This window comes from Pseudomonas fluorescens (assembly GCF_902498195.1).
GTDB lineage: Bacteria > Pseudomonadota > Gammaproteobacteria > Pseudomonadales > Pseudomonadaceae > Aquipseudomonas > Aquipseudomonas fluorescens_BU.
The window spans coordinates 659,084-678,609 of the sequence record NZ_CABVIY010000003.1; the positions used below are offsets into that span (position 1 = coordinate 659,084).

Annotated in this window: 14 protein-coding genes and 1 pseudogene; 9 read left to right on the top strand and 6 right to left on the bottom strand. The window is 51.5% G+C overall.

Annotated features, from left to right (window positions below; translation table 11 throughout):
- Positions 1 to 76: 76 nt before the first annotated feature.
- From F8N66_RS13945 to F8N66_RS13955, 3 genes are all read left to right on the top strand, one after another.
- Positions 77 to 1,117, top strand: a complete 1,041-nt coding sequence (locus F8N66_RS13945) for a Rieske 2Fe-2S domain-containing protein (protein WP_150770715.1) — start codon at positions 77 to 79, stop codon at positions 1,115 to 1,117.
- A 69-nt stretch (positions 1,118 to 1,186) separates the two neighbouring features.
- A complete protein-coding gene (locus F8N66_RS13950; RefSeq protein ID WP_150770716.1) occupies positions 1,187 to 1,399 on the top strand; it encodes a hypothetical protein in 213 nt (70 codons plus the stop codon).
- Positions 1,400 to 2,423: 1,024 nt separating this feature from the next.
- Positions 2,424 to 3,533 carry an integrase gene (locus tag F8N66_RS13955; protein ID WP_150770717.1) on the top strand — a complete coding sequence of 370 codons (1,110 nt, stop codon included), beginning with the start codon at positions 2,424 to 2,426 and terminating at the stop codon, positions 3,531 to 3,533.
- Positions 3,534 to 4,389: 856 nt separating this feature from the next.
- Here the strand turns inward: F8N66_RS13955 and F8N66_RS13960 are convergent.
- Positions 4,390 to 4,893, bottom strand: a complete 504-nt coding sequence (locus F8N66_RS13960; RefSeq protein ID WP_150770718.1) for a hypothetical protein — start codon at positions 4,891 to 4,893, stop codon at positions 4,390 to 4,392.
- A gap of 1,109 nt (positions 4,894 to 6,002) precedes the next feature.
- Here F8N66_RS13960 and F8N66_RS32125 point away from each other — a divergent pair.
- A pseudogene (locus tag F8N66_RS32125) lies at positions 6,003 to 6,125 on the top strand (NAD-dependent deacylase); the annotation flags it as partial.
- A gap of 195 nt (positions 6,126 to 6,320) precedes the next feature.
- Here the strand turns inward: F8N66_RS32125 and F8N66_RS13970 are convergent.
- Positions 6,321 to 7,328, bottom strand: coding sequence for a DNA-binding protein (locus tag F8N66_RS13970; RefSeq protein ID WP_150770719.1), 1,008 nt, complete (start codon positions 7,326 to 7,328; stop codon positions 6,321 to 6,323).
- Positions 7,329 to 7,506: 178 nt separating this feature from the next.
- On the opposite strand from F8N66_RS13970, the gene F8N66_RS13975 reads away from it, so the two are divergent.
- From F8N66_RS13975 to F8N66_RS13985, 3 genes are all read left to right on the top strand, one after another.
- Positions 7,507 to 8,454, top strand: coding sequence for a site-specific integrase (locus tag F8N66_RS13975; RefSeq protein ID WP_150770720.1), 948 nt, complete (start codon positions 7,507 to 7,509; stop codon positions 8,452 to 8,454).
- Between the two features lie 196 nt (positions 8,455 to 8,650).
- Positions 8,651 to 8,959, top strand: a complete 309-nt coding sequence (locus tag F8N66_RS13980; protein WP_191622986.1) for a hypothetical protein — start codon at positions 8,651 to 8,653, stop codon at positions 8,957 to 8,959.
- A 380-nt stretch (positions 8,960 to 9,339) separates the two neighbouring features.
- Complete coding sequence (locus F8N66_RS13985; RefSeq protein WP_150770721.1) at positions 9,340 to 10,479, top strand: DUF6161 domain-containing protein; 1,140 nt, start codon at positions 9,340 to 9,342, stop codon at positions 10,477 to 10,479.
- A 348-nt stretch (positions 10,480 to 10,827) separates the two neighbouring features.
- Here F8N66_RS13985 and F8N66_RS13990 read toward each other — a convergent pair whose 3' ends face one another.
- On the bottom strand, positions 10,828 to 11,289 hold the full coding sequence (locus F8N66_RS13990) for an antitoxin Xre-like helix-turn-helix domain-containing protein (RefSeq protein WP_150770722.1): 462 nt from the start codon (positions 11,287 to 11,289) through the stop codon (positions 10,828 to 10,830).
- 129 nt (positions 11,290 to 11,418) lie between these two features.
- Here F8N66_RS13990 and F8N66_RS13995 point away from each other — a divergent pair, with 129 nt between their 5' ends.
- Entirely contained in the window at positions 11,419 to 11,646 is a 228-nt protein-coding gene (locus F8N66_RS13995; protein ID WP_150770723.1) for a hypothetical protein, read from the top strand.
- Between the two features lie 45 nt (positions 11,647 to 11,691).
- Positions 11,692 to 12,576 (top strand): hypothetical protein, encoded by an 885-nt coding sequence (locus F8N66_RS14000; RefSeq protein WP_150770724.1) that lies wholly within the window; start codon positions 11,692 to 11,694, stop codon positions 12,574 to 12,576.
- 170 nt (positions 12,577 to 12,746) lie between these two features.
- Here the strand turns inward: F8N66_RS14000 and F8N66_RS14005 are convergent, their stop codons facing one another.
- The 3 genes from F8N66_RS14005 to F8N66_RS14015 all read right to left on the bottom strand — a co-directional run bounded on the left by F8N66_RS14005 (position 12,747) and on the right by F8N66_RS14015 (position 19,260).
- Complete coding sequence (locus F8N66_RS14005) at positions 12,747 to 13,310, bottom strand: hypothetical protein (protein WP_150770725.1); 564 nt, start codon at positions 13,308 to 13,310, stop codon at positions 12,747 to 12,749.
- A 488-nt stretch (positions 13,311 to 13,798) separates the two neighbouring features.
- A complete protein-coding gene (locus tag F8N66_RS14010) occupies positions 13,799 to 14,407 on the bottom strand; it encodes a hypothetical protein (RefSeq protein WP_224790467.1) in 609 nt (202 codons plus the stop codon).
- A gap of 509 nt (positions 14,408 to 14,916) precedes the next feature.
- Positions 14,917 to 19,260, bottom strand: a complete 4,344-nt coding sequence (locus F8N66_RS14015) for an NACHT domain-containing protein (RefSeq protein ID WP_150770727.1) — start codon at positions 19,258 to 19,260, stop codon at positions 14,917 to 14,919.
- Positions 19,261 to 19,526: the final 266 nt, after the last annotated feature.

The following is a 19,526-nucleotide window of genomic DNA, read 5'->3' on the forward strand; positions in this document are numbered from 1 at the left end:
ATGCTCGCCATGGGATCACCCTGTATTTCTTGGGGGCATAGCCCGCCCCGAAGTCTGCAATCGAGGAACAATAACAATGACGAAACTCGCTGAAATCAACATCGAGAACGCCCAGCGTACCCACCGTTACGCGCGCGGCTGGCACTGTCTGGGCAACGCCGCTGACTACCGTGACGGCAAGCCCCACACCCTGGAAATCTTCGGCACCCGCCTGGTGGCCTTTGCCGACAGCCAGGGCACCATCAGCATTCTGGATGCGTATTGCCCGCACATGGGCGCCGACCTGTCCCAGGGCACCGTCGAGAACGACAGGCTGGTGTGCCCGTTTCACCACTGGAAATACGACACCGGTGGCAAATGCGTGGAAATCCCTTACTGCAAGCGCATTCCGCCCAAGGCCAAGACCCGCAGCTGGTTGACCTGCGAGGAAAACAACCTGCTGTTCGTCTGGAACAACCCAGAAGGCCGCCCGCCGAAAGAAGGCGTAGTCATCCCGCACTTGCCCGAGATGGACGATCCGGACTGGATTCACGACTGGAACATCGACACCATGCTGATCGAAACCAACCCGCGGGAGTTGGTCGATAACCTGGTCGATGCCCAGCACTTCGGACCGGTGCACGGTACGCCAACCAAATACTTTGCCAACGTCTTCGAAGGGCACATTGGCCACCAGATTTTCCATGGCGACTCCGAGCGCCTGGGCGGCGACCTGATCGCCCCCTCGGCCTACTACGGCCCGGCGACCCACTTCACCCAGATCAGCTCGATGTTCGGCGATGTGCGCATCCACGCCATCCTGCTCAACAGCCATGTACCGGTCACCCCCAACAGCTTCGACCTGCGCTTTGGTTGCATGGTCAAGCGAGTGCCCGGCTGGACTGAAGAGCAGAACGCCGAAGTGGCCAGGGCGTATGTCCAGGGCAACCGCGACTCGTTCTACCAGGACGTGGTGATCTGGAAACACAAAATCCGCATCGACAAGCCGGTACTGGCCGAAACCGATGGCCCGGTCTACCAGCTGCGCGAATGGTATGAGCAGTTCTTCACCGATGAGGACGACGTGCCCGCGTTCATGGCGCAACGTCGCGAGTTCATCACGGTCGACGAACGCTGATCAAGGAGGAGGGCGCCTTCACGCGAAGGCGCCGATTGCAAGGGCACTGCCGCCCTTGATGCAGTGGCAGTGACCCGTTCCGAATGGCAGGTCATGAGAGCACAGACAATGAAAATAAAAAGTCTTCTTGCCTACTACGTTCCTTTGCTGATGCTGCTGCTGATGGTGTTGACCGTGCAGGTTTCGGTGATACCGGAATCGGCCAGCGTCAAAGCCTGCAAGCGTTATGCAAGCTGTGTCGCCATGAGTTCGAGCGTGCCGAACTGGCTTAATTTCCGTTAGCGGCGTTGTGCAGCGAAAGGATGAATCGGGATTCATCCTTCGGCCTGCCAGCGCAACCGTGGCTCATCTCGCACTTCATTTATGAAGAGAGCAGTCGCGGCTTTCAATACGCCCAGTATTAGCTCAACTAAAGAGGCATTTAGTGTAGTTATATCAAAGCGTTACCAAAATAGAGTAACAAAGAGGCCAGGGCTCGAAAATATCAAGCAATAGCCTTGCTTCGCCGGACTACTGGTGGCGCTTGACTTGTCAGCGGCCCGTATCCGGGGTTCATGCTCCAAATCGATGTGTCATTGCGCCAATCCCCAGGCATAGCCTGGCAAGCCGCTTGGTTTCGATTTTTTGCCTGATATCAGGCGTCATTCATCCAGGTGGATGACAGTCGCCTCAAGGACCCAGGCAACCCCGATTGCAGCTCAGGTGTTGGCTGACTCGACCTGTTGAAATTGCATCATGCCGTTTCTGCCGAAATCCTCGGTAACTTCACACTGGACAACCAGAAGGTTTGCGTTGAGAGATACAGCAGCCCGTGCAGCAGCCGGTATTCACACGGATTGTTTTATCGTTATCACCCGATGATGATCAGGACACTGCGGCAGGCGTAGGCTGATGTGATCAGCTGTCGCAAGGAACGCGAATTGAAAGGCTTGAGCATTGTGAATGGCAGCCCAGGAAAGCAAATCGGACCCAGGGACTCAAAAGAGGCTGTACCAGCTTCAAATCTGGCTGAGAGAGTCCCTAATGATGTAATACGGTATTACGCATAATGTATATTATGTTAAATGATGTATCAGGACGGATCTCCTGCCGACCAGATGTCCATTTCCACTAACCCCCGGTTGCATTTCCACAAAACCCCGTTTCCAAAATAATCAGGCTCTTGCCGTCGCATCCTCACGCCCTCCCATAGATAGCTCTGTCACGAAACTCCGATTCCGTTTCTCGCGCTCCGAAAACTGGCTAGTGCGATGTACGTCTGCTAAACGTAGAGTCACCACTACGATTTTAGCTCGCGAGTTTATCAATGACGCGGCCGTTCATCCCGTTTCCGATCTTTCATCCATACAGTCACTGGCGACCTAATCGCGAAACCAGTTTCCCCGGCAATCTCCAAGTCTCAGCTCGCTTGAGCGAAGTCAGCCCGCTGAGTCAGCCCTTCCTTAGTACTTGGTACGTCGACCGGTTCATCAATTGGAGCGCTCACAATTGGAGCCCGCTGAATCCCCATCGGAAGTACAACATCTGCATCCATGGTCTGGAAAAGATGCTCAACTGGAGCTTCGCGAACGATCTCTGTTTACTCGATTGGACTCGTACTGACTTCGAGAACTATTCGGACTTTATCCGAAGCCCACCTAGCGACTGGGTCTCTCTTGGGAAACAAGCCCGATTCCAGGGAAACCCGGCCATGGACTTCCGAGATTGGCCGATCAACCCGAACTGGAGGCTCTTCCAAAGCGACCGTGCCGCTGATGTCTCCAACGAAATCGACGAGAGCGTGTGGAAACGCGAGATTCGATGCGTCACGCAATTCATGGATTTTTACCTCAAGGACGTGTCCGCTAATCGGGAAAATATTGCTTCGGAAAAGCTCGAGTCCATAGTTTTCAAGGTATCAGTCTCCCGAGGCAGCATCTCGGACGAAGTTATGGAATGGATTCTCGCGATACTTCCAGATCTTCCCCTAAGCATCCATCACTCCCAACTGATTGCGATGTACCTGACGATAGCGAGGTACTCAGTCCGCCACATGTGGCAAGTGCTGGGTGATGCTTCAAGTCCTGGATGTGTCGACCAGTTCAGCCGAAATACTCAAGGCATCTGGTTGGAAACGCACCCCAAGAACGGCACTTCAATCCCGTTGCCGCCGGAGTTTGGCTGGGTATTCGAGCGGTACCTTTCTTACCTAAATATAGATGCCACGCAGCCATTGCCTGCTTTAAGCCTGTTTCCCAAGGAAAATACGACCGGCGCCTACAATCTCAGGGCCCTCTGGCGCATGACTTGCGCGATCAGGGAGAAACTTGCGGACATGGCGCTAGCCTCAGAAAATTCTACTATCTCCCATGCGTCTGAAAACATCCGGCGATTGACCGCAGCCATGGTGTCGAGCCGCTCGATAAGTGAGGCCTAGGCCTATTTTGAGTACAAGCACCCTCACCCATTCCTTAGCTTATGGTTATGTCAGCGCTACCTTGCTTGGATTGCCTACAGCTGGCTTCCAGAGCAAGCCAATTTGGAGGCGCACTTCTCTCTCATCTCCCAAACCAGCGAGATTTTGGAAGACATCGCTGACGAAGATGGGTGGGCTCGCATCAGTGCGCAGGGAAGGAACATCACGAAGCTCAGATCGGATTTTTGATCCTCGTGCACACGGATACAAAGAACTTAGTGTGTTGTTCAAATGGCAGTCGCAGGCATTCGAAATCCAGGCTCGAAATGCGGCAGGTGGAACGCCATAGGCATGTGAGCAAGCAGAGCTAGAACGGGCTAAAGAGAGTTTTTGAGCTCTCTTGCAACGGCGAATGGGGTCGGACTATGCACAGGCGATATTCTGGTCATACAAAAATTGTCGTGGGCTGCGGAGTTGATGCCTCTCAGGAGTTTCGTTGTGTGCAGTGATTGCACGCTCTAACTCCAGTTCGAAAGTCCCAGAATTTATTAGGTGAGAATCATCGCAGCCGTTTCCGGGCTGGTGAGACCTTAACGCGACTGAAAGATTCGGAACTAGAGCTTCAATGCGGCTATTGTAACGTGGCAGCGTGTAAGCTAAGTTCATTCGAAATTTCATCGCCGCATGCTTTATCCTGGCGTTTCCACGGTCATGTCCATTAACCAGTACGCAGTCAATCGAGTAATTTACAGAAGTGTCGGAGCGCTCAGGAGAAGCATCATATTATTCAAGTCGATTGCCCGCTGGGAGAAGTTTCACGCGCTCAGCCCTACCGCTTGGAATACTGAGCACGTGAGCACCTTAAATACTAGCTATACTAATTCCGCGGGACGCGGTGGCCGCGCTGCCGCCACAGTTCACCTAACAAATGAGTTTTAGGCGAAGGTCTGGTATTTCCGCGATGGGACTGTGATAGTGTCAAAAAAACGTCTACCAGAATGCGCTCGATTTTGGCTCCTTGAACTACTGAATTATCCCAAACTAGATTTGGTTGCAAATCATACTTTTTCATTGCGTTAAGATAGCTGGCAGTATTGAGGTCGGGCGAGCTGTAAACGCTGAAGTAGCCTGAGCTGCCAGCAAAGTGGCGTGCCATTGCATTCCGAACATAGTTGATAGGCACCGCTTTCAGTTGACGAGTTTGAATCTGAAAGTTTGTCGCGATCGGTGTAACCTGGATTGAGAAGGCAATAATGCTTTGAGTAAATTTATCGACGGCGATTGTGATAATCGGCTTGTATGGGAGCTGATTGAGCTTGTACGGGATTTCATTTAGATGCATGCCACCGTTTAGTGAAGTGGGATTTTTTTCCTCATTCATTTTTGAATCCCCTCTAGTATTCGAATTAATTTTTTAATCCAGATTACTAGCCTAGGATTTTTTTTTGAAGAGTCAAGGTGCAGATCTTTACTTCATGAGCCTCGTAGAATTGCGAAAAAATTAAATTACGCTACCAGAGCGCAACAGAGACTATTTCGCCCGCCCGTAGATTTTTTTCAATCGGCGCGCTGTCAATTTATATTAATTGTTTTTATGGAGATGGCTAGTAGAGTAAAATCAATAGGTTGGACGGTGAGGTGGTAATTGGTACTAGCTGTTTATTTTTAATCAATTGCCAATCTGGCAATACTTGTAATTATATTTTTTTGCTTTGAGATCTAAAGCAATATAAAAGTATTGTCAGAATTCACCGCCTGCTTGTGAGGATTTAATTGTTACAGATGTGATTCGTTATGGTATTTTAATATATGTGATTCGTCTATGTCGTTCTAGTAAAGGATTGCATGGAGGGGCGATTGAACTTTGAAGTTCGGCTGTCGGCAAGACGGTTGAACTCGCTAAAGCCACGCATAATATTTAACAGTAAGCGTGAAATAATCGCCTAAATGAGCGCTAGAGATCTCAAAGAGATGCAGCGCAAGTAGTAAGTTAGGGCCTATTTGGAGAAGCGTTTCGGGCAAAAGGAGAGCTCTGCAGATATCAGTGATGAAGTCCACACAGAGCTCCAATTGCTTTCAGGTGAGGACAACGGAGTCTAAGAGACTGCATGTTCAGGTTCAGTTGCCCGGACTCCTGTAGCGCAGAGACTGTTTCTTAAGAGCTGAGAGCCAATTGAGCTAGGCTTTTTGCGGCGTACTCCCGCTGCAGGCTTTACGGATTAGATTCATCATTTTTCTGGCTAACCATCGCCTGATTGCTCTCAATTGCCTTAGCCGCCGCTTGCCTTCCTTGCTTCGTTAGGTCAATGCCGATGACTTTGATGGCCTCCATATCAGGAAATCTGGGAGCAGTAGCCACCCAGCTACAGTCCGCTGATACATGGAGTCATAAGGCATATGTAGTTTCCGTTCCTTCTGATCGATGGTTGACTTCTTCTTTGAGACAGCTCAGCACTAACCTCGACAGAGCTGAAACCACGATACGAATCCATGTCTATCAGCGCCATTGTGAAGCGGTTGCAGGAAGCAAAGCACGTAGTTGTATTCACCGGCGCCGGCGTATAAGCAGAGAGTGGCATCCCTACCTTCCGAGATGCGCTAACGGGTCTCTGGGACTATCGGGTTAACTGGCACACAATCTCATCACAGCCCTACCCTTCGAATAAAGCTCTCCAGAGCGCCGCTCCACCTGTAGTTGGAGATGTCCAGCAACCGCATGCTCCCTGAGCCGTTGGAGGGACTCCCGAAATCCGGATGCGCGTGGCTCATCTCGATGCATATCACTCTTGGTGCTGATCATCTGCTCGCTCACTCCGTGATGGATTTTTTTTCGTGTGAAAGTTGGTGCAGCTTTTGCCGCAGTTGGTCGACCTCATACTGAGACGTTTCCAGTAGCACCTGCGCATTCTTAGCTCGTGTCTCGGCCTGGGTGGCGGATTCGCGTAGGGAGGCTGACTCTTCTCGGGAATGAGCAAGCTGATCGATAAGCTGCTCCTTGGCGCCCTCCTCTCTAGCTGACGCGATGGCCAAGGTATTAAGGTCTGCAGTAAGCCGCGAAATGGTGCCGTCTTGGGTGGCCATAACCTTGGTTTGCTGACGGGATTCACTGAGCAGACGCTCATTGTCTCGATTCAAACGGCTGAGTTCGTCCTGCTTCACCGAAAGAGTCTGCTGCAACTGACGATGCTCAACCTGGATTTGTTGAAGCTGCCCTTCATGACGTCGCTGTTCTTGTTCACGCTGATCTTTCATGGCCGTGCGGTAGTGCTCGAGTGCATCGCGAGCATGCAGGTGCTTTTCTTCAAGTGAACGAATCTGCTCGTCTTTCTCGTGCACCCGCACTTCCAGGTCGGCGCAGTTCTGGCTCAAGCGGGCGTTGCGAGTGAGCTCAGATTGCAAGCTGCTTTGGCACGTACTCAATTCGCCTGCCTGGACATCGAGCGCTGCCTGAAGGTTGTCGTGCTGGCGCTGTAACTCCGCCAAGGCAGCTTGTGCCTGCGCGAGCTGTTCATTGACTGAAGCTCGGTGCTTATCGAGTTCAGCACGAGCTTCGGCGATTTCTTCTGCGCCCTCCTCCAGCAAACGCCCCAGCAACTGGCCAACCAGTCCACTGAGCTCATCACTCAAGCGTTCACGGCGTTCGTTTGGGCGAGGCTCCACTTTCTCGAGTTCGCCCAGATAGCGGGCAATGGTCGTCATCGATCCCGTATTTCCCAGCTCGACCCGCACCGCATTTATGCTCGGATTTACACCTCGAGCAATCAGCGCATCTCGTGCTATCTGGACGATTGCCCTGTTAATACCGCCGCGCGCCATGCCCTCTCCTACGATTTCGTAGTGTAAACGTAACGTGTAATTACATAATACACCTAGATAAAAAATCAGTCACGAAAATCGTATTTCTATGATCAAATAATGGAGGCTTATCGCATCATATAGCTGATTTTCGCATTTCAATCGCTGGAAAATTTACGTTTCGCGTCGAAGGGGCTGTATGAACAAGGCTGATCGGTACCTACAGGCCGGCACCCGGGAAAACACCCGGCGTAGCTACCGCGCCGCGGTGGAACACTTCGAAGTCACTTGGGGAGGGTTTCTGCCTGCGACTGGCGATGGCATCGTTCGCTACCTGGCCGAGTACGCGGACAAGCACACCATCAGCACTCTGAAGCAGCGCCTGGCTGCCCTGGCTCAGTGGCACATCACGCAGGGGTTTCCTGATCCAACGAAAGCGCCCAACGTGCGGCAGGTGCTCAAGGGCATCCGGACATTGCATCCGGCTCAAGAAAAGCAGGCGGCCCCTCTCCTCCTCACTCACCTGGAGCAAGCTGTGAGCTGGCTTGAGCGCGAAGCAAATCTTGCCGCTGAGCGGAATGACTACCGAAGCGTGATGAAATGTCGACGCGACATAGCCTTGGTGTTGATTGGTTTTTGGCGAGGGTTTCGCGGGGACGAACTGGCACGACTACAAGTCGAGCATACTCAAGCGGAGACCGGCGCCGGCATCACCTTCTATTTGCCTTACACCAAAGGCGATCGACAGCACCAGGGGACGACGTTCCATACCCCTGCCCTCAAGAAACTATGTCCTGTGCAGGCTTACATGAACTGGATCACAGTGGCCGGCATTGCTCACGGCCCCGTCTTTAGGAAGATCGATCGCTGGGGCAACCTTGCTGACGACGGCATCAACTCCAACAGTCTGATCCCAATGCTGCGTCGCATATTTACGCAGGCAGGTGTGCCATCGGACATTTACAGTAGCCACTCAATGCGGCGTGGGTTTGCCACTTGGGCTTCCGCTAATGGTTGGGATATCAAGTCGCTGATGAGCTATGTTGGCTGGAAGGACATCAAGTCAGCGTTGAGGTACGTTGATGCGGGCTCCTCTTTTGGCGGCCTTGCGATGAGGCCTCCTTCGCCCAAAATGGAGCTCCTTTAAAGTCGTCTCGCAAGATTTTATCGGCTCAAATGCCTAGGTCAGACTATCTGCCATTTGCGTCCGTTTTCGCCCAGTTGAGCGTGCGTATTTGTTACTTCAGACTCAACACGTATCGACCTTAGCTCGACGCCATTCGCCACGTGTGACGGCTAGACCTCACAGTGTTTAATCGCCGCAGTTTCAAGGCTAATCCAGCATGGATACAAAAATGCTCACCGTTCGAGAGGTTTACGAAGTACTCCGTGGCGTTTCAGTCGCTTCGCGCTCAATGCGCCGCATCACCACGACCAGTTGGGACGAGATCTACTGCGGATTGATGACAGTCGACGTCGATGGCTGGGTTATCACATTCTTCAACGACTGTGGAACCCTAGACTACTGTGATAGCTGTTTCAGCCCCGAAGGCCGGAAGTACGACTTCAGTTCAAGAGATGCGTTTGATCCTGTCGAGCTTTTGGCTCCTGAAGAGCATCGCCAACTCGAAGAAATGCTACGCCGTATCTAATGACACCCTTCAAGTTCTGCTGCAATGTGTACGATTCGAGCAATCACCCGCTAGTCTAGGCTGGGCTTGCTGCATGAGTGGCGGCAAGGGCGTTTCTGCTTCCCTGCGTCCTAAAGACCATTGCCCCCAGCATTGTTCAGGGCACGAATACTTCAAATCACCTCGTGTCCCTTCAATGCCATTTATGCTCTCGAGCGTAACATTCACCCAGTTTTCGAGGTGGTTAGAGCCTGAATCACATTGCCAACGCACTATTGGAGGCGGCAATATCTTCCCGGCGTCACTCAAAGTCTGACTTTCACCACGACGACTACACATTAAAGCAACGCTTGCACCAGCAGCCATCACTTGCCGCAGGGCAACAAGGATAGAGAAAAGGCATGACACCGGATCAAGAAAGCCAGATTGACGACACATCGAAATTCAAGACTTACGACATAGCTAGTAAATCTAAACGCGAGCAGTTCGATAAATTGAATAATGAAGAACTCCATATTTGGCTCAGCAAGGAGCAAAATTACTGGAGTGAAATTGATAAAACACTTAAGCATCAAAAGAGCAGCAATCAAATAGTAGCAACTCACTCATCGGTCATTGAAAGTGTGACCAATTATCTAAACACGCTGCAGAGACTTAACAAAACACTTGAGTCTACTGCCTTGTTCTCGACGCCGGATAGTTCCCAGTTTGATACGTCCGACCTTGTGAGTGACTTGTTTGACTTTGACTTCCCCCATCATGATGACCCGTTAGCTGGAGAGTTTAAAAATGCATGTCACTCCGGCGAGACTGCATCGGTTCTTTACACGTACCGAGCGCTTTCCAAGCATCCTGAGAAGCACTATTTAAGAGGCTTTGATGAAGGCGTCTCAAAAAACCTGAAAGCGGTTTCTGGAGCTGTAGATAACAAAGCAGCGGAAACTTTAGCCAAAATAAAAACTAAGGAGGGGGAACTAAGTGAAAAAATAAAGAGTGCCGAAGAAACTATTTCAAAAATTGTCGAGGCCGCCACTTCTGCCATTGCACTTTCGGAACCTGTAAAGTTTTGGGATGATCGCAAAAACGTTCACAACATTAACGCAAAAAAGTACGGCAAGTACGCTTCACGTTCTGCCGTCATATTTTCAACACTCCTTGTGCTCATAGTTCTATATGAGTATATGTCAGGAGTACCCCATGCAGTATTTGGATACGAGTTCACTCTTCCAAAAACCTTGTCCGGGATAGCTATCATCCTTCTCATTTCAACTGGTGGCATCTGGAGTACGAGAATTTTCGTAAAGCTGATGATGGCGAATCTCACTATGGAAACCGAATCCATAGAGCGCGCCACCATGATCAAAACGTTCGTTGCAATGAAGGCTGCAGAATCTTCGATCGCCAAAGAGGCGGAGCTGCTCTTCTACACTACACTTTTTCGCCCCTCCAATAATGTGATTAGTGAAGATTCAACAGCCCCCGAGTTTGGTAAAATCCTAGATGCGATTCTGAAAACCAAACCAGAAAAAGCAGCAGGTTAATATCCCAGATGGCCTAACCCCAAGAAAAGTTGCCTGGTACGGGGCTAGAATAATGAGCGACGGGTAAATCGGCTCTTGCTGCCTAGCTAAACGCTCCTGATGGCCACCGCAGAGATGTGTTTCTCTAGGAGTCTCGACACTGTTTGAAGGCTTTCTGATCCTTAGGGTGGGAATATCTCTACCAACGTAGCCGCCCTGTGGTAATACTCGCCCGCGATCAGTACGTACTGATCGCGGGCGAGTGGCGATTGCAGACTAAGGCTGCTCTTAGCGACCACTAGGCTGAATATCAGGATTGTAAGAGGGTGCGAGAGTGCTTGAGCCGATCGAATAGTCGCCCGACCGATTTCACACAAAAACGCCCCTCTCCAGCTGGCCGATAAGGTCGACAACAGCTTTCGTTTCTACCCTCGTCCCCAGCATGTCGATTGGGCGCTTCGATCCGAGCCCTTGAACCGGCAAACTCATCCATTCCGTTGCAGCGGCCCTATCGTTTGCGAATAGGCAGAGTGCTTCCTGAAAGACGGCTACCAGTGCGACGAGGCGGTCACTTTCTGCGGAATTGAACCGCCCTGCTTTAGCTCTACGCACCAACGTCGAAGGTGCTACGCAAATAGCCTTGGAGATTACGCCTCGTTGAACCTGTAGGAGGTTCGCTATTCGCTCAAGGTACTTGAATGGCAGTCCTTCGTGAACTAGGTCATGAAGCATGGTGCCACGTGAAGGCAGCCCGAGGATCATCCAGATGCTCTGTGAGATCTGTGGCACTGGTTGGTACCCCTTGATTGATGACAGCACTTTCATCTCCATCTGAAAAACCTCAGGCCAGCCGGGCCAAGGGCCCGAATCAGCGACATACCCTCTCGGCAACAAACATCGCTTTACGACTTACGAAAGCAGAGCATGACAAGAGCTTCAAGCGCAGATAATGTCAACACCATGAACGGTTCAAATCCTATTCCATCCACTTCCACGATCCAATCTCGCAATGCGTTGGAGCATGCAGGCACCTCAGAGTATGACCTGGAGCTTTGTGGGTTTCTGAAATTGCTGGAAGACGACATCCTAAGTAACCCTGAAGAACTGATCGCTCTTGATTCAATGCTCCCGGCTCGCTTGAATTCTTTAATCGGTGGACTAGATGTTGACATCAACTCTCCGCTTTGAGCGGATGATGAGTGACGCAATGCCCTATTACAGATACTCACGCAGATGACTGAGCACTGGCTCCACCCAACCCTCCCCGATTCGATTCCTCCATCGACACTGGCGCGAGCAGATGAGCTTGTAAAAAAGACTGCCTTCCTCGCTGGCCTGGTCGCACCAGAGACCGCTGCGTGTTTGAGCGACCTGCTGAAAGTCACTGACGCTCATCACTCAAGCGTGATTGATGGGAACACTTCTAAGCGAGAGGTTTTGAATCGGGCGTTCGTACTTGAGCACCATCAGAGCGCCTTTGGTGAAATCCCGGAGCTTCGTCGACGTGTCGTTGCGGTCTTGTGTCAACACTTCCAGCTTCTCTATAGGCCAACGCACCGTGATGGCATCCGGGCTTTTGCGCGGGCGCTTACATTCGAGCACCTCGCACTGCTTGGACTTCAGCCACATCTGTGGTCTTTTTCGTGGGGCCCGGGACGAAGGATCGACGAGTATCGGTCTGCTACAGGCATGAATGATCCCAAGGAGACTGATGGGCTTGAGGGTGCTCAACAATCAAAAGACAGAGAGCAACGCGCTTTCATCGACTTTATGCTTGATGTCTGCCATGACGAGGTGAATTACATGACTACCGCTTTGAGTCGTCACCAGCTTCGTGAGTCCGTTACACACGTGTACAGAACAAACTCGCGATTTACGGAAGCAGGCGTCAGCCCAGACACGATGCCTGCGCTCCTATCGCTGTTAGTCCAGGGCTCACTACCCCGCGCCGAATTCGTAACCTTCACCGGCCTTCCACGTGCAGCAGCGAATGATCAACTCAACAGGCTGCTCAAGCTCGGTATAGTGGTGACCCCGCCATCTAACTTTCAACGGCTGGAGGTCGGCTTGCCATCTTGGCTCGCACAGGATCTCTTTCCTGATTTCCATTTAGAATGAACTTGACGTTACGCCGGGCTCTTAGCCCGGAGGGCCGATAGCAGTTTAAGCCTGAGCTAAGATCGTCCATGCTAGTCGATATACGCGCCCAATACTTGACTCTTACAACTAAAACCTCACGAGTTGGCTTTTGTCATTAATCCAAGGCTCATAATTTTGGTATTTATCGATTAATCTGTCTGAGCCAACAAATTCCCTGCGATCCAAAGCTGTTTCACCAACCAAAACGCATCCTCAAAGTCGAAAGAGAAAACCCGATCCTCAATACCTAAGCATGGGAGATCAAGCTCATCATCTAAGGCAATCGTGAGCGAGTAGTAATCGGGTTCAGAGCTTTGCGATTCTGGACGCTGAAATGAACCAGAAGCACAAAACTCAAATCCTTTTTTCTCCAACCCACCAATCTGCAATAAGTCACGATCAGAACGGATAGTTTGTGCTTCGATCAATCGGTACCACGAAGTATACGCTTCCAACCGCAAAACGGATTCTGCACTACCTGGGCAAATGCCAAGGCCCGAGTAGATCAACAAAAGTCTTGCAAGGTTTTTAGCCACCTCGGCGCATTGCTGCGCGGTGAAGCAGTACTCTGAATCATCAATTAAGAATGACGCATGGTTATCCGCTACCTCGACCGAAGCCACGCACGGAGAATTGTCAAAACAACCGTGCCTGCTCATCAAACGCTCGACTATAAAAATAACGCTGCTTGATGACAAATCCTTAGCTTTCATATGCACCACCAATTAACACTGATACATATATAATCGGCCCTCCACGCGTAAAACTTTACCGACTACTCATAATTAATTTCTCACCAAGCAACATTTGTTCATCAGCCCATGATTTTTTGGTTTTGCACTCCAAATGCTAAACAAATAAAAGCTTTCTTAAGATCGCTATAAATGTAATCTGCCGGCCGCTTTCTAGGGGAGCCCTCCTAGTTTCGCCCTTCGTGGCGACATTGTGGGTGACATACAAATTGCCTCGGAAACACCCCCGCCGCACCTGTAGAAAACTCGCTATAGTGGACGGGGGTTCAAAAGGCGATCCTTCGTGAAATTGGTAAAGAAGCCTGGTACCGTGTGACGGCAACCCGAGGGGCATCCAAATACTCGGCGGGATCAGGGGCCTTGGTTGGTATTCCTTGATTGATGTCACCACGTAGTCGTCAAGTCGATCCAAAACAGCGCATGGGTTGCCTAGTTAGGATCCTGTTTAGCTACCTGCCACTCAAACAGAGTTCAGCCGGAGTGAAACCAGCCATCGGCCTGCAGCTCTTGCTTGTTGTCTCCAAGGTGTCCAAAGGCTCACACCCCATGGCCTCCATCAAAGCGTTAGAAAGCCACACTGCGTCGTGCATGCTGAACGAATAGCACATGAAATCGAAAACAAGCTCTACTCCACCATCCTCAACCGTGCAGACTCTCACCCGCTCAGTTTTTTCGCTCTCATCCATCGCAAGCTCAACAACATAGACTTCATCTTCAGTCTCGTGGCAGTTAAACCAGCCATTGGCGCAGTAAAACCACTCTCCGGATACTCTTTTACGATATGTCCTCTCCAGCAAACAATCGCGACCTGCTGGCGTTGGCACAAACCCTGCGAGATTCCCTACGGCAATGAGCACAGCATCATAAAGACAGCGCGCGATATCGTGTGCTACGGCACCGACGAACCTAATAGGCATTAGGTCTAAATTTACACTGACATAGTGATCTCCCTGTCTTGCTACCTGGCACAGATACATTTCGTCATCATCACGTCCCCGCCAACATATGAATTCGCGCTCTACAAAAAATGATGCTGGTTGCGCCTTAGCTTTATTCATAAATGCCTCCAACACTATGTTATTAAACATCTAATCGGACGCATTAAAGGCATTCTTTAACGCAGAGGGGAAATATTTTTAAAATAACAGTTTTCGTTAAATCAAGATGCAGGTTAACTATGCGGTCATCAATATCTACGAAGGGGTGGTTCAATCCTTACCGCGAGCATTGAAGCAAAGCATCATCATCTTCAATCGATCGCAAACTGGGCCCAAGGGCTAGAAATCAAGATTTTCTAAGGCTGTCATACACCGAGCCACCCGCCAAGGCGGCGTCCGGGCCCAATGGACTCCCATTCTCGCGTTTCGCCCCCGAGGCCGGCACGCTCAGTTCGCCTCCAAATTATTCCGAGCCGATTATTCCACCAACCGCCTTGCATCCCGAAGTTAAGGGAGCCAGCTCCTGGAGAGCAGTAAGCACTTTTGAATCGGCGGCTGCATAGCTGAAAATGCCTAAAACTCCGCCGCCTAAATCGCTCGCTTTCAAGTTGCTCAGCCACCGCATGCTCTTATGTACCGTCGATCTGGCTAGCCTCCGCCTGATTGGCTTCGATGGCTTTGATCGCAGCCACTCCTCCTCGCTTGGTGAGGTCTATGCCGATGATCTTGATGTCCTCGACGTTAGGAAACCTCGAAGCGATAACCAACCAGTGTTCTTGCAATGCGATTACTAGATCATTAAACCCGACCCGGCCTTTGGTGGGCGTCTCCCATGTCGCCTGCCCCCCATGGTTGACCAGCAAAAATATGCCGCAGCTTGAGCTTATATCGCGGAGGTAATCCCCGCAGAGTTGGTTCTCGAGTCGTTCGAAATGCCCGGGGCCGCTCCAGTTTTGTGAAAGCTTAAGCTCGACAGGCACGGGCGCGTAGTTCTGGCTGTTTTGGAATCGATAATCAGGGCGCTTGTCATCGGCAAGCTGCTCTTCCTGCGGTACGACGTAGCGTCCCGCAGCACGATCCCTCAACCACTTACCGATGAACTTACGAATGGACGTCTCCTGATTAGTCTGGAGCAAAATCTCTGCATAGCTGGAGTCGCTATCTTCTAAATCGTGCTTTAAGTCCAGAAGACGATCGATTGCAAGATTCCAGAGGTCACGGTGGGTGGATGGCGTGCTTTCCAGTGACTTATGAAATTCGACGACCTTCGATGGTTCCCACGGAGGCGTCTGCGAGTCGGCCGTAGCCTTCTGCTGAGCGTAGAATGCGCTCCAGGGACGTAATCGCTCCGCAGGGTGGGCCTGTGCGATTTCCTGCAATGCTAGGAATGATTCCTTCCCAGGCGTCTCTCGGATAAAGGCTAAAAGCCCGTCACGAGCATTCTGGGCATCGTCCCTGGGTCCTGGCGAATAGACTCCTTTTCCTGCACGGTCAATGTCTTCTGCAATACGTATGTATGTGTGCATCAGCAGATACAGCGATTTGGCATGCTCAACCGTTTTGTAATTCTGCCGACAACGGCTGGAAGTGCGGCTTCCAACAATGGCGACTAGGCAGAGCATGGCAAATTTGGCTTTTTCCTCATCTGAGGATAACGAGTCGATGCGAGCTGCTAGTGCCGGGATTGCAAGTACCGGCTCCACTCCAACCCACACGGCGTACCAGGTGAGCGCAATCTCCGCATTGACCTCTTCTACAGCATGCTTGCTGGCGAGCTCGGCCAGAACCTCATCAACGACCGACGACTCCTGCACAATGCTCAGCACAAGCTGGAGCGACTCAAGGTCGTTTATGTGCTGTGCCAGCCGCACCATGAGCGGAGCAGCAAGCTCCTCGCACATCCAACTCCCACCCCAACGCAGTCTCTGTAACACACGATTGCCGCCTGACTCCAAACGCGGCACATCTAACTCGTAGTTGATTTCACGCAGTACGACTTCTTGGATAACACGCGGGTATAGGCTGAAAAGCTTGGGAAGCCACTCCGGAAAGCCGTTTAGCTCAAGCAGCCCATAGCGAGCTGCATACAGAGCGTTATCAGCGGACATCTGCGAGAAGCGGGATGGCTCCTCTTTGGCCTCAATAGCTAACCCCGTCAACCCAAAAATCACCTGATAGGGGGTGGAGTTGGCAGCAGCCCCCTCCGATGGCAGCGTCGGGCAATATCCCCGCCAAAAACTAACAGCACCGGTACGAAACGCTTGAGCAACAGGCATGCCGAACTCAGTTATGAGAGACTGCCAATTACCACTGCTCCAAGTATTTGAAGGGGATGAACCCTCACGCATCTGATCCATTAGATAAGCTTGGCTTCGAGTCATTACTCCTGGCTCGGGGCTGTTTATCAGGGCCACATCAGAGGCAAGCCCCTCCCGCCAAGAGCGACGATGCTCTAACTCTTCCGCTTTTCGCTGGGCTGCGTCCTCTTTCCACTGAGCCTGCTGGATCTCCCACTCCTCAACTTCACGCTCGGGTGGGTTCAAGAGAATTTCAAGCTTCTCGCGTAGCTCGTCGTGCGTTTCAGCTGCTTGCCTGAGCTGAATCTCCCAAGAGGATGGTTTGTCATGCTTCGTGTAAATGTTGTAAGCCATACTGAGCGCCATCAGGCGATCATGCATATTCGTGAGGTTAGCGATGTGGTCGCAGGCGAGGCTAAAGTTTTGGCTATTCAACGACCAGAATGGCCGGAAACCAAGCAACTGCCAGACGTTAATTACAGGTTCCCGATGTACTCGGCCGTCACGAGCTAGTCTAACGTCATACCAGAACAGCTTGTAATCAAGCTCCGGCCAAGTAGGCACGATCTCCCGGAGTTTTTCTCCGAGCTCTCGAGTATCTCGCTCATCATAAATGTGCGCTTGGGCCAGCTTGCTCAGAATCGCGAGGGCCGAGTCATCAAGCGCAAACGGGTCTCGTGCCTGGAGCAAACGGAGCACTGCCATACCAGCTATCTCGGCTAGCCAGCCGTACCTTTTAGAAATAGCGCTGAAACCGTGCTGTTCAGTTGGAGGCTTGTCCAAAAGCACACCGAGCTCGCATATTAGGGCTGGCAGGTTTTCTAGCGGACAATCCATCGCCAGGGAAGAAAGCTTCAACGCTAGGGCATCTCTACCGCTATAGCGCTCCTTCTTCGCACTTCTCTCGATTGCCTTTAGTAGCCAAGGAAGCCATTGAGTATCGAGCGCAAGCCCATCAAGCAGCTCAGCTAACAATTCCCGGTTAACTTTGGAGTCTCCTGCCAGCAACGCTAGGCGCACATCGGCTACATCTAGGGCAGTTCCCAGGTCGATAACAGCTCGGATTGCTGCCAAACGAGTATGTTTGTGCTGAGCATTGAGGGCAAATTGCTTAGTCTCTGCAAGTGCCCCCACCACCTCACCCTGCCATATCATTCTTAAAAGGAACCAGGCAATGTCATCGTTGGTACGGTAAAGCGTCAGTAATTCTTTGATGTCTTCAGTGAGGTCGTGGTGCGCGAATCGCTGTACAGCTGAAAAGTCAGTCATCGTCCAACTGTGAGCCGGCTGCGCCAAGTGCTCGCACGCTTTACGCAGTACTCTCTGACGTGTACTCAGTGGAAGCTGTCCAGGATCGCCTCCCTCAAAAAATACTTCCGGAGCAACCTCCTCTAGCCGTTTACAAATGGACTCATCCAACAGCGCCAGCCAGGGCAAAACTGGACGCATCGAAGGATTGATAACCTCTAGCCCGTATTGTGTGCAGAAGAACAAGTTCTCGATTTTGACCCGCGAACCTGCGCCACGTATCAGCTCGTGAAGCCATTCCGCTGTTAGATACTCTCGGACAGTGCGATGGTGGAAACGAACCGTTCCATAGATGCCCGGCTCGAAAATTGGTCGATTCAGCAAAGCTGCTGATTCTGTGTCATTCCAATCCGTCAGCACGTCGCGAATGGGAATCCCCCTTTTATTGGTCTCACCGTCAGGAGGGACGCGGATCGCAGACGTTTGCCCTAATGTTGTTGCTGCTGCAATTAGGCGCACACCTTCTCTGAGCCTATCTGGAGCAATTGGTCTAGATTCGGCGCGATCTTGGTCATGCTCTTCAAGGCGGCGATTAATGCTGCTTTTCATGAGTTCCAAGCGCGAGCCTATTCGATGGTGCTCGAGCCAAAAATCGACGAGTTCCAAGAAGTCCAGAGGGCGCGTGGTTAGCGACCATGCTTCCTTGCGCTCAACTGCGGAACGAAACCCTTTGATGTCTTGGACGCCAGTGGCATTTAAGAAGCGATCAATCTGCTCGTCATGGATGTCGTCCAGCGTCACCAAGAGGAACGACGTATCTGGCTCGGTTTTGTCTGTAACCGTTTGCACAACGTGCACAAAACCATCAGTAATTTTGGAAGATGTTTGCCGAGCTACGGGCCCAAAAGCAAAAGCCTTTTCACAGATCGCAAGATCCGTCTTTGCGCGCCACGCTGTGCTTCGTCCAGTGATGATTATGTGCGCTCGGGTCAGAGCGTTTTGGGTCAATCGGCCAAGTTTTCGGATCGCACGCTCGAAATCCTTCGGATCATTTAACCGAGCCTCGTCGACTGAATCCATAAGGAGCCAGCCCTCTGCATCTGAAGAGAGCCAGCTCTCAAACTCATCAAACGTCCCCACCTCGAAGGAGTCCTCCAAGTCTGAAGTGACGTTCTCAATACGAAGAAAGAAAGAAGTTTTGCCTTGGCTCCGGAGCTGGCAAGCGACGTTTCGGATCTCAGCAGTTTTACCTGATCCCGCCTCGGACAGCAGTATCACCCGATTATGAGTTAGCAAGTCAGGCCAGTGGAGCTCTCCCTGCCGGCTATGCCTACCGCTTAGGTCGACATCGTCAGACGCATCAGCATCTAGAGATATTTTGGAGAACGTGCGATCGAGGTCAATGAAGTCGTCCGAGTGCATGGCCATAGTGAGTCTCAAGGCAGGTCAGGAGCAGTCCCGACGCGGGCTGCTGAGGCTCTACCATCGTACTCGAAATGCCATCTCCGCCGGCGACCTGTGCTGGGAGATTGACTTGTATCCCGAATAACGAGATCAGCTTTGTATCTTGGTTGAGCTGAGTGAACTCACAGTCCCAAAATACCTTCATCACCTTCCGTCCTATGCGTGCTCTCATCCGCACTCATGACTGCGGTGTATCCTTGGCTAGGGCAGACACCGGACGAGTGAAGCCT